The sequence below is a fragment of the Streptomyces sp. NPDC086549 genome, assembly GCF_044746205.1.
Classification (GTDB): domain Bacteria; phylum Actinomycetota; class Actinomycetes; order Streptomycetales; family Streptomycetaceae; genus Streptomyces.
Window position 1 is genome coordinate 340,026 of the sequence record NZ_JBIVBS010000004.1, and the last position, 14,653, is coordinate 354,678.

Below are 14,653 nucleotides of genomic sequence, written 5' to 3' on the forward strand. Positions count from 1 at the left end.
GTATATGCTCGCCCCATGACCGAGCAACCGCTGCGGGAGCCGACGCTCCTGCTCCTGACCGCGCTCGCCGATGCCCCCCGCCACGGCTACGCCCTGATGCAGGAGATCGAGAAGATCTCCGGGGGCCGGGTCCGCCTGCGGGCCGGCACCCTGTACGGCGCGCTGGACCGCCTGCTCAAGGAAGGCCTCGTCCGCGTCGAGCGCGAGGAGATCGTCGACAGCCGGCTGCGCCGTACCTACGCCCTCACCGACGCCGGTTCCGTCCGGCTCGCCGCCGAGGCCGAGCGGCTGCGCGCCACCGCCGACGAGGCGGTGCGCCGCCTGGGTGTCCATGTCGCCCGACCGGACGGAGCCACCGCATGAGCACGCCCCCGCCGCACTGGACCACCCGTGTGTACCCGGCGGCCCACCGTCGTGTGTACGCAGCCGAGATCAGCGACTTCATCGCCCGCGTCACGGCCGACGAGGGGCGGCGGGCCGGCGCCCTGGAGCAGGCCGCCGTCCTCGGTCACGCCCTGCGCCTGCGCACCGGCCTGGACTCCGCCCGCCCCGGCGGCCGCCTGCTGGCGAGGCTGCTGCCCGTGGTCGTGCCGGTCGCCGCGGCCCTCTCCCTGACCCTGCTCGTCGTCCGGTGGATTCCCGCGCTGCCCTGGGACGGTGAGCGCGCCTACACCCCGCTCGCCTACGCCCCCTGGCTCGTCGTCCTCGGCTGCGCGCTCGCGGGCCGCTGGACGGCCGCCCGGACAGCCGCCGGGGCCGCACTGCTCGGGGCTGTCATGTCCCTGCCGCTGGTGCGCTGGACGGACGGAGCGGAGGGGCTCGCACAGAACCGGGCGACACTCGTCGGACTGGCCCTGGCCGCTCTCCTCGTGCTCGCCGCCCCGCCCGACCTGCCGCCCGCCACCGGCGCCGCCCGGCGGACCATGGCGCTGATCGCCCTGGCCCTGGGGGTTCCGCTGCTGGTGGGGTCGGTCACGGTTTTCCAGGCCGTCTCCGGGCCGCACACCACGACGGACGCGCGCGCCGACCCGCTGCGACTGTTCCTCTTCCTCACCCCGCTGGTCCTCGCGCTGCCAGCCGCCCTGGCGATGGCCCGCGCCCGCTTCGGCCCCCTCCTGGCGGCCCTGCTGATCGGCGGGTCGGTGCTCGCGTTCGTCCCGGTCGGATGGCTGGGGGAGTTCCCCTACGCCGCCGGGGGCCTGCTGGCCGAGGTGGTGTTCCTGACCGGCGTGCTGGCCCTGGCCGGATACGCCGTCCGCGCCGTCCGCGACCGACGACGGGCCGCCGCGACCGGCTGAGCCGGAGTCGGCCGAGCCGGAGCCTGACGCGCCGACAGGAAGACAGGAAGAGGTGTCAGGCGGACCGGGGCACGATGCTCAACGCGCGGTATTCGTAGCCGTCCTGTTTGAAGCCGGGGGCCTCCCACGTGAGGTCCACCCGCTGTCCGGGCGACAGGGTGCGGAAGCCGGTCATCTGGATGTCGGAGTAGTGGCCGAAGCAGCCGCCGGGGGTCTCGGGGGAGTCGAGCACGCCCCACCCTTCCTCGTCGCGCCACTCGCGGACAGTCGCAGTCACCATGGGCGGAACCTTACGGGTCGGGGGTGGCGGGAGCTCAGTAGGCGCCGGTGCCCGCCACGACGGCGCGCACCGTGTGAACGAGAACGGCGAGGTCGCCGGCCGGGGACCAGTTGTCCACGTACCTGAGGTCCAGTGCGACCGTCTCGTCCCAGGAGAGGTCCGAGCGGCCGCTGACCTGCCACAGGCCGGTGAGCCCCGGCTTGACGGCCAGCCTGCGCAGCTCCACCTCGTCGTACCCGGCGACCTCGTCGGGCAGCGGCGGTCGAGGACCGACCAGGGACATGTGCCCCTGCACCACGTTGAACAGCTGGGGCAGTTCGTCCAGGGAGGAGCGGCGCAGCACCCGGCCGACGCGGGTGATCCGCGGATCACGGCGGATCTTGAACAGTCGGCCGTCCTGCTCGTTGGTCCCGGTCAGCTGGTGCCTCAGCCGCTCCGCGTCGATGACCATGCTGCGGAACTTGGCCATGGTGAACGGTTTCCCGTAGCGGCCGATACGCGTCTGCCGGTGCACGACCGGGCCCTGGGAGTCCAGTCGTACGGCGAGGGCCACCGCCGCGAACACCGGGGCGAGCAGCACGATCAGCAGCGCCGCGCCCAGCCGGTCCGTCACCGACTTGAGCAGCATCGCGAGGCCACGCCGCAGGGGCGGGGCCACGTTCAGCATGGTGAGTCCGGCCACGGAGTGGACGCCCACCCGGCGCCCGGCAACCTCGGTCAGGCCCGGTACGACCACGAGTGGGCGCTCCTCGCCGTGCAGGGCCCAGGACAGCCGCCGCAGGCGCGTTCCGGTCACGTGCGCTCCCGGCACGACGACCACCACGTCCACGTCGAGCCGCCGGGCCGCCTCCAGCACCGGGGCTGAGTCGGCCGACGGGCGCGACGGTGCCTGCCTGCCGAGGCGGGCGGCGACCGGGGCCAGTGCGTGCGGGTCCTCGTCGCCGACCGGGCACACCCCGACGACGACGAGTTCGTGGTCGGTCCGCTTCGCGAGGTGGCTCACCAGAGCGTCGACAGCGTCCGCCTCCCCGATCACCAGGGCCCGGCGGACGGCCCGGCCGTCGCGGCGCCGGGCGAGCAGATGACGGTGGATCAGCTTGTGCACGACGGCGCTCGTCGGCGCGCAGGGCACCAGTGCGGTGAGTGCGACGAGGAACGGGGACTCCTCGCCGGTCGCGGCCCGCACCACCGCGAGCAGGCCGACCAGTACCAGCCAGTCCTGCAGCGCGGGACCGGTGCTGTCGCACTCACCGAGACGGCTTTCGGCGTAGCGCTTGCGCGAGGCGCGCACGAGCAGCCATGCCACGGCCGCCACCATCGCGTACACCAGGGCGTTCGCGCCGTCGACCGGTGCGAAGGCCAGGAGTACCGGCACGGCGGCGCCGGCCATGTCTCCGATGACGGCGGCGGGCGCGTACCAGGCGGGCTTGCCGGTGCGGCGCCCGGTCGGCGGCTGCTCCCGGACGACCTGTGTCTGCGCAGGTCTTGCCACCGGTACGTGGGGCATCGTGTCCTCGAACAGCCACATTTAGACTCCAAGTGCGTCGAAAAGGACTTGTCGAGTGTGTATGGCTGTCCGATGAAGGGCGGGGCGCGACGCGGGCCGCGGACAACTCTCACCCGATGAGCAGAACTCCCCGCCTCGAACATGTGCGGACGCCGGGCGTGCCGGGTTGTGGCAGAGGTCGCGTTGGTGAGAACGTCAAACGCCGCATATCGGCCAAAGCTGGCATAGCTGGCACAAGTCCCCTTGTGTGGACGAAAGAGCGAGGTACGGGAAACCGCATGCACATCGCCATGATCGGGACGCGAGGCGTTCCGGCGCGGTACGGCGGTTTCGAGACCGCGGTCGAGGAGGTCGGCAGGCGCCTCGTCGCGCGCGGTCACCGAGTGACCGTCTACTGCCGCAACGAGGGCCAGACGATGACCGAACACCTCGGCATGCGGCTCGTGAACCTGCCCGCGCTGCGCAGACGGTCGCTGGAGACACTGAGCCACAGCGCGCTGTCGGCACGCCACGCGACCAGGCCGCAGAACCGCCCGGATGTCGCCGTGGTGTTCAACGCGGCCAACGCGCCGTTCCTCGCCCGGATGCGAAAGCGGGGCATCCCGACCGCCGTTCACATGGACGGTATCGAGTGGAAGCGCCAGAAGTGGGCCGGCGCGGGCGCCGCGTACTACAAGTGGGCCGAGAGGAAGGCCGCCACCGAGGGCCTGGCGCTGATCGCCGACGCCCAGGGCATCGCCGACCATCTGTGGGACACCTACCGTCGGCACTCCTACGTCATCGCGTACGGTGCCCCGATCCTCCACCCCGAGTCGGACCTGCTGAAGCGGTACGGCCTCGGGACAAGTGAGTACCACCTGGTCGTGTCCCGCATGGAGCCCGAGAACCACGTCCACATGATCGTGGAGGGCTACGCCCTGTCCGGCTCGGAGATCCCGCTCGTCGTGGTGGGCGGCACGCCGTACGGCGACCAGTACATCGACCGTGTGAAGCGGCTCGCCGGCCGGTCGGACACCCGGTTCATCGGCGCGGTGTGGGACCAGCGGCTCCTGAACCAGCTCTACGGCAACTGCCGCAGCTACCTGCACGGCCACTCGGTCGGCGGCACCAACCCGTCGCTGCTGCGCGCGCTCGGCTGCGCCGCCCCGGTCTCGGCCTTCGACGTGAACTTCAACCGCGAAGTCACCGCGGGCCACGCCCGGTTCTTCCGTACGCCCAAGGAAGCGGCCGGCGCCGTCCGGGCGGACGACGCCGACGTGGAGGGGGCGCTGCTCCGCGGCAAGGCCGGCCAGGTCCACGCATCGGTGGCCTACCGCTGGGAGGACGTGACCGACGGTTATGAGCGGATGCTGCTGGAGCTCGCGGTGATGGACGGCAATGGATAGCTTGGACGTCTGCTGCCTGCTGATCGCAGGTCTTCTGGTGCACGAATGGATGCTGCGCCGTCGACGCCGCCTCGTCGCGGGGGTCGGGTTCGCGCTCTTCATGACCTGGCTCGGGCAGCAGGGATCGCTGTCGTACCTGGGCGTGCGAGATCCCTCGCCGGAGAGCTGGTACGGCGCGGTGGCAGCGGCCGCGGCCGCGTCCCTGGTCAACCTCGTGGTTCCGGAACGGCGGACTTCGCGCCGCGAGGCGTTCCCCGAACGCCTGCGGGGGCCTCATCTCCGCGCGGCTGTCGCGGTCGGCCTGGCCGGCTCGGCTCTCATGGTGCTCAGGTACGCACAGTACGGAGCCCCTCTGCTCGCACACTCCAGATCCGAGACGGTCGGCTCCGTGTCGCCTCTGCTGTCCTTGACGGCGGCGGCCTGCCTGGCTGCCTCGGTGGCCATGTCGGGCATCCCGTCGGGCAGGCTTCCCGCGGCGACTCGTCTCCTGATCGCGACCGAGCTCGTCCTGGTGGCCCTCAGCGGATCCCGCCTCCTCCTGCTGGCCATGGTGTTGATGTTCGCAACGGCTCGCATGCGGTCGGGCGCGTGGCGACTTTCCCCGAAGGGCGCCACGTGGGCAGGACTGGCGGCCGCCGTCATCGCGTTCGTGGTGCTGCCCGGCGTCTACTCGCTCAGGGCGACTCACGCGGACGGGACCGCTGTCCTCGCTCAGCGCACGCTCTCGGACCCCCGCCTGAGCGAGAACCTCATCCGGATCATCGGTCCCGGCACCTACATCTCGGCCCGGAACGGGGCGGCGGTCACCACTCGACTCGTCGCCATGCGCGCCCGGCCCCGGCACGGGTACGTGGGCGCCGCCGAACTCCACCTTGCCTCGATCGCTCCCGGCACCCCGTACGTCGAGGACCCGGAGATCTTCCTGACCGAGTCGGTGTTCGGCCTCGACCGCTCGGTCGTGGGCAGTACCGCGCTGCCCGTGACCTCGGCCGTCTACCTGGATTTCGGCCTCTGGGCGTGTGCCCTGTTCGGTGGACTCGGGGTCGTCGTGTACGACCGGCTCGGCCGCTTGAACTTCTTCGTGGCGAACTGGTTCGTGTTCGGCCTGGCCATGTCCGCGTACGGCATGTACCTCTTCTCCCCGCAGTTCGTCGCCCTCCTGGCCGCCTTCGGGCTCCTGACGCCTTGGCTGCGCAGGATCGGCGCGGCGGGAGATGGCCGATGAGAGGGATCGGCCTGGGGAGCGCCCGAGTCGGTTACCTGGTGATGTCGGGAGCCGCGTTCTTCGTGGCCGCCCTGCGGGCCGACCCTGCCGAGATGGGCCGCTTCGCGCTCGCGAGCGCCTACGCGGGGATCGCAGTGGTCGTACTGGACATGGGCCTGAGCCGGGTGGTCCTGATGAAGTTCGCAGTCCGCCCCAGGGGGTCGGACGCGATGGCACAGATCGTGCGGGTACGAGCGCCGGTCTATGCCCTGCTGGCCGCGCTGCTGCTCGTCCTGGCCCGGGCCGTACCCGACCTGACCGGGGCGGCCGGGCTCGTGGCGAGCCGGCTCGCCCTGGGCGACGTCGAGGCACTCAACATCGCGGGCCGGCGGTCCACGGCAACGGCGATCGCCACGTTGGTCAACGGGCTGATCACGATGGCCGGCCTCGTCCTGGCAGCCCCCCACGGTGTGGCGGCGATGCTCTGGGCCTCGGTGCTCGGCAACCTCGTGGCACTCACGGTTCTCGTCGTCTCGGCATGGGACGCGCGACCGGATGCCCGGGCAAGTACCGAGCGTCTGCGCTGGCAGGATGCCTGGGCGTTCGGCCTGATGGCCGTTGTCGGCGTCGTCTACCTCCGGTCCAGCATCGCGGTGCTCGGTCCGATCGGGGTACTCGCGGTTCGCATCGCCTCCTTCGCCGTCGCCTTCAAGCTGTTCGAGCTGATCGTCGCGATGCGCGGAGCACTCGTTCAGCGCCTTGCCGTCGACCTGGCCACGACGGCGGATCCAGTGCCGCTCATGCGGCAGTCGATCCTGCAGATCTCGGTGGTCTCCGGCTCGGCAGGTCTCCTCGCCGTGCTCGTCACCCTCGGGCTGCGCACCGGGTCACTGTTGGGCGGCTACCCGCAACTGTGGGACCTGGCCCTGGTCGTCGCGGCCTCCACGCCGCTGATCATGTCCCACTGCGTGACCTCGGCCTGGGTCTATTCGCGTTCGGGTTCCGTGGCGGCGCTGCTGGACAGCGTGCTCCTGGCCCTCGTCGCGTTCACCGGCGCGGCACTCGGCGCACTGGTGGATCTCCGGCTCGTCATGTTCGCCACGTGCGTCATGGAGTACGTGTCGTTCCTGGCCTTCTCAAGACGGGTCAGACCGACATTTCTCCGGTCGACTCGAACGTGGATGCCGCCCCTGCTCACCTCACTGCCGGGACTCGTCGTGGCTTCGGTGGTGATCCGATGACGGTCGCTCTTGTGGGGATGCGCTGGTGGGGGCCCGGGCCGGATGACTTCACCCGGCTGGTCCGCTTCCATTCGATCCGCCCCGTCGTCGTGGCCGATCTCGGACGGCCGGTGCAGCGGCGGATGCTGAGAAGCCGCATGGCATCGGACTCCCTGATCGCGTCGCGTCTCATGGCGCGGGGGAGAGGGGCCGAGGGCTTCATCGTCCTCGCGCCGCATCGCATTCCGCCCTCCCTCCTCGGCTGGATGAAGAAACGGGGCCCGGTGACGGCCTGGCTGGGGGACGAACCCGTGGGGGCGCGAGCGGTCCGCTTCCCGATGTCCGCCTTCACGAGAGTCGCTTGCGCGGATCCGCGATGGGTTCCCGGATCGGCGTGGCTTCCATGGCCGCATCTGGTTCCGCAACCGTTGACCGAGCGGATCTCGGAGGGCACGTCGGACACCTTCGTCATGGTGGGCACCGCGTATCCGGACCGGGTCGAGCTGGCTCGCTCCGTTCACAGAACGGGCCGCCTGAGCATGTGCGTGGGGTCGGGGTGGCCCGACGACCTGCCTGCCGTGCCCCCGATGGGACGCGTCGAGACCCTCGCCTGGTTGAAAGGCCGCGAAGTCACCGTCCTGAACGTCCCCCATCGGCAGATGCTGCGGACCTACAACCCCTTCTTCTTCGACCTGGCGGCAGCCGGGATCCCGCAGATCGTCATGGCGCCCCCCGGTCCCTTCCGCAGCGCACTGGACGTGGCCGATCGTCGCGTCCGCCCAAAGGAGCTTCGAGACGCCCGGGTGGCGCCTTCCGTCACCAGGCAACTGCAGGCGGAGGTGCTGGCGCACCACTCGGTCGACACAAGGCTGGAGACATTGCTGTGAGCAGTACGCCGCTCCCCGTCGCCGTGATCACCTACGGGCACCCTCCGGACATGGTCCGAGAAGCGCTCTCGCCCGCCCTGAAGCTCCAGGCGGACGGCTTCGCGCTGACTCCGTGGATCGTGGACGACTGTTCGGGCCGGGCTCCGCGGCTGCCGGGAGTCAACACCGTGACAACCCCCGGGAACGGCGGCTACGCGGCCGCGGTCAACTTCGCGGCCACCACGTTGGCGGCCGACGCCGAGCGGATCGTCTTCGTCAACCCCGACGCGTCGATGGACCTGGATGCGTTCCGGGCGCTGGTCACATGCCGGTCCAGGGCGGCGGTCGTCGTGCCCTCGATCCCCCACGGCCCACGTCTTGAGAACGTGCGCCGCGTACTCACCGCGTCGCAGGTCCTCTTGATGCTCGTCCTGCCGCGGCTTGCGCGACAGGCCCTGCTCCCGAGGGCCGAGGTGCCCTTGCGAACCGACCTCGGGTCGGGCTGGGTCCCCGCCGGGACCATTGCGTCGTTCGACGCCGCTCACCTTCGCGCGCATCCTCTGCGGCCCGAGATGTTCTGGATCGAGATGAGCTCATGGGCGCGGGACAATCCGCGGGCGGGAGTCGAGGTACTTCCGGTCGTTGCCTCACACACCGGTGCGAGCAGCAAGGAACAAGCGGCCGCGAAGGTCACGGCCAGTCAGCTGGCGGCATACACGGCATACCTCCACGCGTACGGCAATCCGATGGAAAGAGCTCTGCTCCCCGTCGCGTTCGTCCTCGGCCGGCTGGTGCAACTCGCGTGTCGGCGACTGTCGGTCCGCGGAACGGCCGAACTGTTCCGCCTCTACCGGGGGGAGTCGTCGTGGCAGTCGATCCGCACATTGCGCTGATCACCGAGGCGTACTCGGGTCACAACCTGGGAGACCGTGAACTCGTGCTGGCGACCGTCGACGTCGTCCATGAGGCACACCCGTCGATGCGGCCGGTTGTCGTCGCGCTCGAGCCCGAGACCTTCCGCGACGCGCTTTTGCACGCGGATGTTCTGCCGCGCCTGTTCGACCGCCGCAGGCTTGCCGAAGCCACCGCCGTCCGTCGGGCGTGCATGCTTGCCGCCTGGGGCGTGTTCGTCCTGGTGGAGACCGTCCTGGTGGCGTCGAGGACTCCCGCCCGCCTCCGACGCCCTGTCGCTCGCCGGTTGCTGGGCGCGTCCGCCCTGCGCACCTACGACGCGTACTGCCGGGCCGGCAGGCAGTACGCGGTGGGCGGCGGGTACCTCGGTGACCGCTATGTCAAAGAGTCGGCACTGACCTTGTGGACCTGGTGGTGGGCAGTGCGCAGAGGTGTGCCGGTGGCCACCATGCCCGTCAGTGTCGAAGCTCAGGGCCCCACGATGAAACGACTGCTTCGTGGCCTGCTCCCGGGGGTCCAGGTGGCCGTTCGTGACGAGTCGAGCGAATCGGTCCTGCGCGGTCTCGGACTTCGATGCCGGCGGTTCCCGGATCTGGCCTTCCGCAACGCGTTCCGGCCCGCGGAACTTCGTCCGGCGGCCGGTGACCGATGCGTCGTCTTCCCCGTGGGCTCCGACTACTTCGACGAAGCGCTCTGGCGAGCACGGTGGCCGGAAGTGTGCGAAGCGGCCGAGGCCGAGGGCCTGCCGCTGTCGGCGTACGCCATGCACGAGCCGATCCGTGGAGCCCTGGCGGGCCATGACTCGGAAGTGGTCGACCTGCTCGTCGAGCGACACGGCGCGAAGAGACTCGCCGGCGTGGCCTCGTACCAGGACCTGTGTGCGGTCATCGGCAAGGAGGCGCGACTTGTGGTCACGGCCCGGATGCACGCGGCGATCGCCGCGCTCTCCGCGGGCGTTCCGGCGGTTGTGCTGGGGTACGAGGAGAAGCACCGGACCCTCATGCAACTGCTCGGGCTCGCGGACCTGTACATCCCCTTGGACCGGGCGAGCCGGCCGACCGTCGCGAGAGCGATGTCGACCGCCCTCGCGCTGGACCGGACCGACCTGATGAGGCGCGTCCAGGCCTATGCCGCTCCGCTGGAAGGTCTGGTGGCCGCGCTGTGAGGGTCTTGCTGGTCTCGAAGTACCTCCGACAGCTCGGCGGGGTCGAGACATACGTGGGATGGCTGAGTGCCGCGCTGGCCGACGCGGGCCACGAGGTCGCGCTCCTCGGCATGGACGAGCCGGCCGGTTCGTCGGCGCTGTGGAGGCAGGGACAGCGCGTCTGGTTCTCGCCGTCGCGCGACTTCCACGGTTCCTTGTCCCAGAAGGTCGGCGGGGCCGCTCTCTCGGTCTACGCACCGGGCGTTCGCCGTCTGCTGGACGCGGCGCTGCGGGAGTTCCGTCCCGATGCCGTGCACTTCCACGGAACGTGCTACCAACTGACCCCGAGCGTGTTCGCGAGTGTGCGGGCCCAGGGAGTCCCGGCGCTGCTGACAGCCCACGAGTACAAGTTGGTGTGCGCCAATCAGCGCCTGTGGGACGACTCGCGGGGCCAGGAGTGCTACGCGTGCGTGGGGCTGTCCCCGCGTGCGAAGGCCAGGGAAGTGATCCGGAGAAGATGCGTCAAGGCATCCGCCGGTCCGAGCGTCCTGGCGGCTCTTGAGCAACCTCTCTCGCAAGCACTCGTCAGGAAGGCCGGCATTCGCTTCCATGCTCCGTCCCGGTACATGGAGAGCGTGCTTCGGGCGGACGGCTACTCGCCCGAGTCGGTGCACTATGCGGACCTCCCCTGGACCCCGGCGAAACCGGCCGGGAACGTCCGGGCGCGGACCTCGATCGTCTACATCGGGCGGCTCGCCGTGGAAAAGGGCGTCGACCGGCTGCTTCGGGCCTGGCCGACCGTGGCCGCGACGTGGCCCGGTGTCAGACTCCGGGTCGCCGGAGACGGGCCCGAGCGGCCCGCACTGGAGTCCCTCGCCGGGCGACTGGACCTCGACGGAGTCGAATTCACCGGGCGGTACGAGCCGCACGAGCTGGACAGCCTGTTGAGCGACGCACTGGCGACCGTCCATCCGTCCGTCTGGGCCGAGAACAGCCCCTTCACCGTCAGGGAGTCCCTGATGCGGGGCGTTCCCGCTCTCGTCTCCGACCGTGGCGGTCTGCCCGAGATGGTCAGCCCTGCCACGGGATCGGTGGTCGACCCCGACGACGTCGCACACCTGGCTGCCGTCATCGCCCGGGAGATCGCGACGCCGAGGGCGGGGTCGGAGGAACTGGCGGCCGCGGTCGAGCTGCGACGGGTCACCGCGGAGCGGCATCTCGACTGGCTGACAGGACGCTACGCGAACCTGGGTGCCTCGGGCTGACGTGCCGCCCGTCCGTCAGGCCGGAACGAACACCACTTTGAACATCTTGGGCCAGAACTTCCCGGTGATCAGGAACTGATCCGTGCCGGGGACCGCCGCGATGCCGTTCAGCGTGGACCCCGGGACGAGTTCGTCGGCGCGCAGCAGACCGGAGGCGTCGATGCTCGCCGTCACCGCTCCGGTGGCCGGATCGATGCGCACGATGCGGTCGGTGAGGAACACGTTGGCGTACACGGCGTCGCCGACGCACTCCAGCTCGTTCAGCTCCGTCACCGGCCGGCCCCCTTCGGTCACGGCGACCTCGCCCGTCCTCGCGAGCGTCCCGGGGTCGCGGAACGTCAGCCGTGCCGAGCCGTCGCTGGTCACCAGCCGGTGCCGGGCCGGCTGGAGGCACACGCCCCAGCCGTCGTCCGGGTACGGGACGCGACGCAGCTCCGCGAGCGTCCTGGCGTCGCGTTCGATGGCGATCCGGTTCTGCCAGGTGAGCTGCCACAGGGTCCGGCCGAGCACGGTGATGCCCTCACCGAACAAGGGCGCGGGGAGGGCCACGCGGACGTTGGGCTCCTTGCCCGCGGGCCCCGCCCGTACCGAGGACCGGCCGGAGATGCCGGTGCCTTCGTAGAGCGTGTCACCGGCCATCTCCAGTCCCTGGGTGAACGCCTGCGGGTCGTGCGGCAGCGTCTTGAGCACCTTGACCCGCAGGCGCTCGACCCGGTGCGCCGCGGCCTGCCGCCCCTCCAGGGCCCGGCCCGCCCGGGCGTCGGGGGCGCGGTCCGCCGGCGGGCGTGCCGCGAGCAGCAGCACGGCCGCGACCACGGCTCCCGCCGCCCGGCACAGGCGTTCAGGCACGGCAGGCACCTCCCGGCCTGATCGTGGTCCGCAGCGGCCTCACCAGGGACTGCCGCAGCAGGGTCGGCGTGCCGTCCGCGTGCGGCTCCAGCAGGTGCAGCACCAGGGTGCGGCGGGAGCCGGCGGGCAGCTCCAGGTCCTTCGTGAACACGGAGTGGCCGCGTTCGAGGCCGGGCGCGAGCAGCGCGCGGCGGCCGTCCAGGGTCGCGTCCACGAGGGTGGCTCCGACCCCGGCGTAGTACGACACCCGGAGGCGGTTGTCACCCGGCCGGGTGCGGTAGGGAGGGGAGTCCGCCCTGATGGTCACGTATTCGGGCAGGCCGGAGGACGGCGCCCGGTTGGCCAGGGCCATGGTCACGGTGACCGTACGGCCGCCGCCGGAGCAGGCGCCCGCTTCCCAGGTCAGGCTCCGGTCGAGGTAGTAGTCCAGTTTGCCGCCGGCCGCGTTGTTCACCACCAGTCCCGCGAAGGGGCCGGGGGTGTTCGGGAGCGTGCCCGAGTAGGGGCGGGACTCCAGGAGGCGCTGCTCCGCCGCGTGGGCGCTCCAGACCTTCAGCCGTCCGTCCCGCTGGACGTCGTTCACGGCGACGAGCAGCGCGGGCAGCCGGCGTGTGTCGTCGAGCGCCTCCATCAGCCGCCCGGCGGCGGCACGGGCGGCGTCGACGAAGAACGCCTTGCGCCGGGCGACGTCGTCGTACTTCGCGTAGCTGGTCCGCTCGGTGAGGTCCACGACGTTGTCGGCGCTGAGCTCGGTGCCGTCGGCCATGCGGGCCGGGCCGGTGACCCGCAGGAGACGGCTCAGCGTGACCGGATCGACGGCGATCGCCCCGTCCACGCGCTCGCCGGTGTGCTTGCGCCATGCCGCCGCCCAGATGCGGGCCGCGTAGGGGAAGTGCGGGCTCATGTTGGAGTTGGGCCACGTGTGGATGGGGTCGCTGCCCGCATAGCGGGTGCTGAACTCGGCTCCGAGGTCGATGTCCGGTGTCGCCGTCTCCATCTCGGTGTTGTTGCCGAACCGCTCGAAGGACAGCCGGCCCCGGTCGGCCCGCAGCACGGCGAAGGCGCCCGGAAGGCCCCCGGTGCCGCGTGCCTCGGCGAGGTTCTGGAACGCGAGGAAGTAACGCCGTTGTCCTTGCGTGCCGAGCATGGGCGGCAGGACGCGAGCCGCCAGGGAGGCGTCGTCCATCACCGGGGCGAGGCGGTCCAGCTGCCGCTGCAGCCCGGCACGGGCCCGGTCGGCCGCCGGCAGCCAGGTGAACCGGGGCAGACCGCGCACGTCGCTCCGCACCTCGGCGACGACGTCCGCGGCCCGGGCGATTTCCGGCCCGTGCTGCCGCAGTGCCGCGAGGGCCTCGGACATGCCGCCACCGCTCCCGTGCGGTGCGGACGGCGGCAGGACGCCGGTCAGCGGGGGCAGCACGTCGCCGGCCAGCCGGTCCGCCGCGTAGGCGGCGCCGCGCACGGTTCTCACGGGATCCCCGAGAAAGGGCAGTTCGGCGGCGGAGTACCAGACCGGCCCGGTGGTGAGACGACGCGCCCGAGCCGCGTGGAGGGCGGCCGAGCGCACCGCCTGTTCCGCTATGCGGGCGGGCGCGGCCGCCCTGCCGGAGGCGGAGCCGGCCGCCACCGAGTGCCGCAGCGCGTCGAGGTCCCGCTGGGCCGCGAGCAGCTCCCGGCGGGCGAACAGCCCGGTGACACCGATCCAGACGGCGCCGGCCAGCGGGAGCAGCGCGATGGCCAGCAGTGCTGTCCTGACCAGGCGGCGGCGACCCGATGTCCGTGCGCCGGAGCGGTCCGCCCCAGGCATGCGGATGGCGTCCCGGCCGGGGCCGGGACGCCGTTGTACCGCCGTACGGATGTCCTGCTCCGTCATGAACTGCCCGTCATGAGGTGCGGCGACGGCGCACGGCCAGTGTCGTGCCGGCGCCCGCCACGAGCAGCGCCGCCGCGGTGCCGCCGACGGTCAGGGCCTTGTCGTTGCCCGTCTCCGCGAGGCTGTCGGAGCTGTGCTGCTGAGTGGGGTGCTGGTAGCTCACGGGGTCGTCAGCCGCGCCGCCTCCGTGGGATCCGTTGTTTCCGTCGTCACGTCCGTTGTGCCCGCCGGGGTTCTCGGGCTTCTCCGAGTGGGTGGGCCGGCCGGTCGGGCCGTGGGTCGGTTTCGGGGGCTTGGTGGGTTTCGGAGGCTTGGTGGGTTTCGGGGGTCTGGTCGGAGTGGGGGTCGGCGTAGGAGTCGGGGTGCCGACGACCCCGCCCTTCACGTAGACGGTGACGCCGACGCTGTAGTCGGGGTTGTCCCCGGTGAGCCGGAAGACGTGCCAGCCGTGAGGGGCCGACTCCGGGATGTGCACCGTCCCCGCCACCGATCCGTCGGACAGGACCGAGAAATGGCCGAGGACGATCGGCGTCGATTCCAGCAGCGCCGTGATGCTCTGCCCGGGAACGAAAACTCCCGGGGCCGTGTCGAAGCTCAGCGGTCCTCCGGCCGTCACCGTGTTGGTGTTGACGTTCAGGGGCGGAGGCGACCCCGGGTATGGCTGTGCGAACGCGGCCTGCGCCCCCATCAGGGGCGCCGCGACAAGCATGGCGGCCGATGCTGCCGATGCCAGGGCAACCCGCCATCTGGGCGACGTCGTCATCTGCTTCACTCTCCTCGATTCGACTTCAGTCCGGGCCAGGCTGCAGCGCTGGCCGTGATCAAGATTTCGGGTACCAAGCTCTTGATA

The 14,653-nt window shown here is 71.3% G+C and carries 14 protein-coding genes; 9 read left to right on the top strand and 5 right to left on the bottom strand.

The genetic code is table 11. The features are described 5' to 3' along the window. Window positions 1-15 precede the first annotated feature (15 nt). Entirely contained in the window at window positions 16-363 is a 348-nt protein-coding gene (locus ACIPSA_RS16440) for a PadR family transcriptional regulator (RefSeq protein ID WP_402634662.1), read from the top strand. After that, complete coding sequence (locus ACIPSA_RS16445; RefSeq protein WP_402634664.1) at window positions 360-1,298, top strand: hypothetical protein; 939 nt, start codon at window positions 360-362, stop codon at window positions 1,296-1,298. The genes ACIPSA_RS16440 and ACIPSA_RS16445 overlap by 4 nt, the downstream gene beginning before the upstream one ends. 55 nt (window positions 1,299-1,353) lie before the next feature. On the opposite strand, the gene ACIPSA_RS16450 is transcribed toward ACIPSA_RS16445, so the two are convergent. Together ACIPSA_RS16450 and ACIPSA_RS16455 are read right to left on the bottom strand one after the other, a co-directional pair. Further along, window positions 1,354-1,578, bottom strand: coding sequence for a cold-shock protein (locus tag ACIPSA_RS16450; protein WP_402634667.1), 225 nt, complete (start codon window positions 1,576-1,578; stop codon window positions 1,354-1,356). 34 nt (window positions 1,579-1,612) lie between these two features. Continuing rightward, window positions 1,613-3,106, bottom strand: coding sequence for a sugar transferase (locus tag ACIPSA_RS16455; RefSeq protein ID WP_402634670.1), 1,494 nt, complete (start codon window positions 3,104-3,106; stop codon window positions 1,613-1,615). 257 nt (window positions 3,107-3,363) lie between these two features. Here ACIPSA_RS16455 and ACIPSA_RS16460 point away from each other — a divergent pair, with 257 nt between their 5' ends. Genes ACIPSA_RS16460 through ACIPSA_RS16490 form a run of 7 tightly spaced genes read left to right on the top strand, consistent with a single transcriptional unit; the run spans window position 3,364 to window position 11,081 of the window. Further along, window positions 3,364-4,470 carry a DUF1972 domain-containing protein gene (locus tag ACIPSA_RS16460; RefSeq protein ID WP_402634673.1) on the top strand — a complete coding sequence of 369 codons (1,107 nt, stop codon included), beginning with the start codon at window positions 3,364-3,366 and terminating at the stop codon, window positions 4,468-4,470. Next, window positions 4,463-5,695, top strand: a complete 1,233-nt coding sequence (locus ACIPSA_RS16465; RefSeq protein ID WP_402634676.1) for a hypothetical protein — start codon at window positions 4,463-4,465, stop codon at window positions 5,693-5,695. Before ACIPSA_RS16460 ends, ACIPSA_RS16465 begins: the two co-directional genes overlap by 8 nt. Further along, the gene (locus ACIPSA_RS16470) at window positions 5,692-6,915 is read left to right on the top strand and encodes a hypothetical protein (protein ID WP_402634679.1); all 1,224 of its coding nucleotides are present in this window, start codon (window positions 5,692-5,694) and stop codon (window positions 6,913-6,915) included. The genes ACIPSA_RS16465 and ACIPSA_RS16470 overlap by 4 nt, the downstream gene beginning before the upstream one ends. 11 nt (window positions 6,916-6,926) lie before the next feature. After that, window positions 6,927-7,781, top strand: coding sequence for a hypothetical protein (locus ACIPSA_RS16475; RefSeq protein ID WP_402634681.1), 855 nt, complete (start codon window positions 6,927-6,929; stop codon window positions 7,779-7,781). Beyond that, window positions 7,778-8,653: a glycosyltransferase family 2 protein gene (locus ACIPSA_RS16480; protein ID WP_402634685.1), complete on the top strand. Its 876-nt coding sequence runs from the start codon at window positions 7,778-7,780 to the stop codon at window positions 8,651-8,653. The genes ACIPSA_RS16475 and ACIPSA_RS16480 overlap by 4 nt, the downstream gene beginning before the upstream one ends. After that, window positions 8,626-9,837 (top strand): polysaccharide pyruvyl transferase family protein, encoded by a 1,212-nt coding sequence (locus ACIPSA_RS16485; protein ID WP_402634688.1) that lies wholly within the window; start codon window positions 8,626-8,628, stop codon window positions 9,835-9,837. Before ACIPSA_RS16480 ends, ACIPSA_RS16485 begins: the two co-directional genes overlap by 28 nt. After that, a complete protein-coding gene (locus ACIPSA_RS16490; protein ID WP_402634690.1) occupies window positions 9,834-11,081 on the top strand; it encodes a glycosyltransferase in 1,248 nt (415 codons plus the stop codon). The genes ACIPSA_RS16485 and ACIPSA_RS16490 overlap by 4 nt, the downstream gene beginning before the upstream one ends. Before the next feature lie 15 nt (window positions 11,082-11,096). Here ACIPSA_RS16490 and ACIPSA_RS16495 read toward each other — a convergent pair whose 3' ends face one another. The 3 genes from ACIPSA_RS16495 to ACIPSA_RS16505 are packed head-to-tail and all read right to left on the bottom strand — an operon-like array spanning window position 11,097 to window position 14,566. After that, window positions 11,097-11,930, bottom strand: coding sequence for a glutaminyl-peptide cyclotransferase (locus ACIPSA_RS16495; protein ID WP_402634693.1), 834 nt, complete (start codon window positions 11,928-11,930; stop codon window positions 11,097-11,099). Further along, entirely contained in the window at window positions 11,923-13,803 is a 1,881-nt protein-coding gene (locus tag ACIPSA_RS16500; RefSeq protein WP_402634696.1) for a DUF4012 domain-containing protein, read from the bottom strand. The genes ACIPSA_RS16495 and ACIPSA_RS16500 overlap by 8 nt, the downstream gene beginning before the upstream one ends. Window positions 13,804-13,813: 10 nt before the next feature. Continuing rightward, window positions 13,814-14,566, bottom strand: coding sequence for a hypothetical protein (locus tag ACIPSA_RS16505; RefSeq protein WP_402634699.1), 753 nt, complete (start codon window positions 14,564-14,566; stop codon window positions 13,814-13,816). Between the last annotated feature and the right edge of the window lie 87 nt (window positions 14,567-14,653).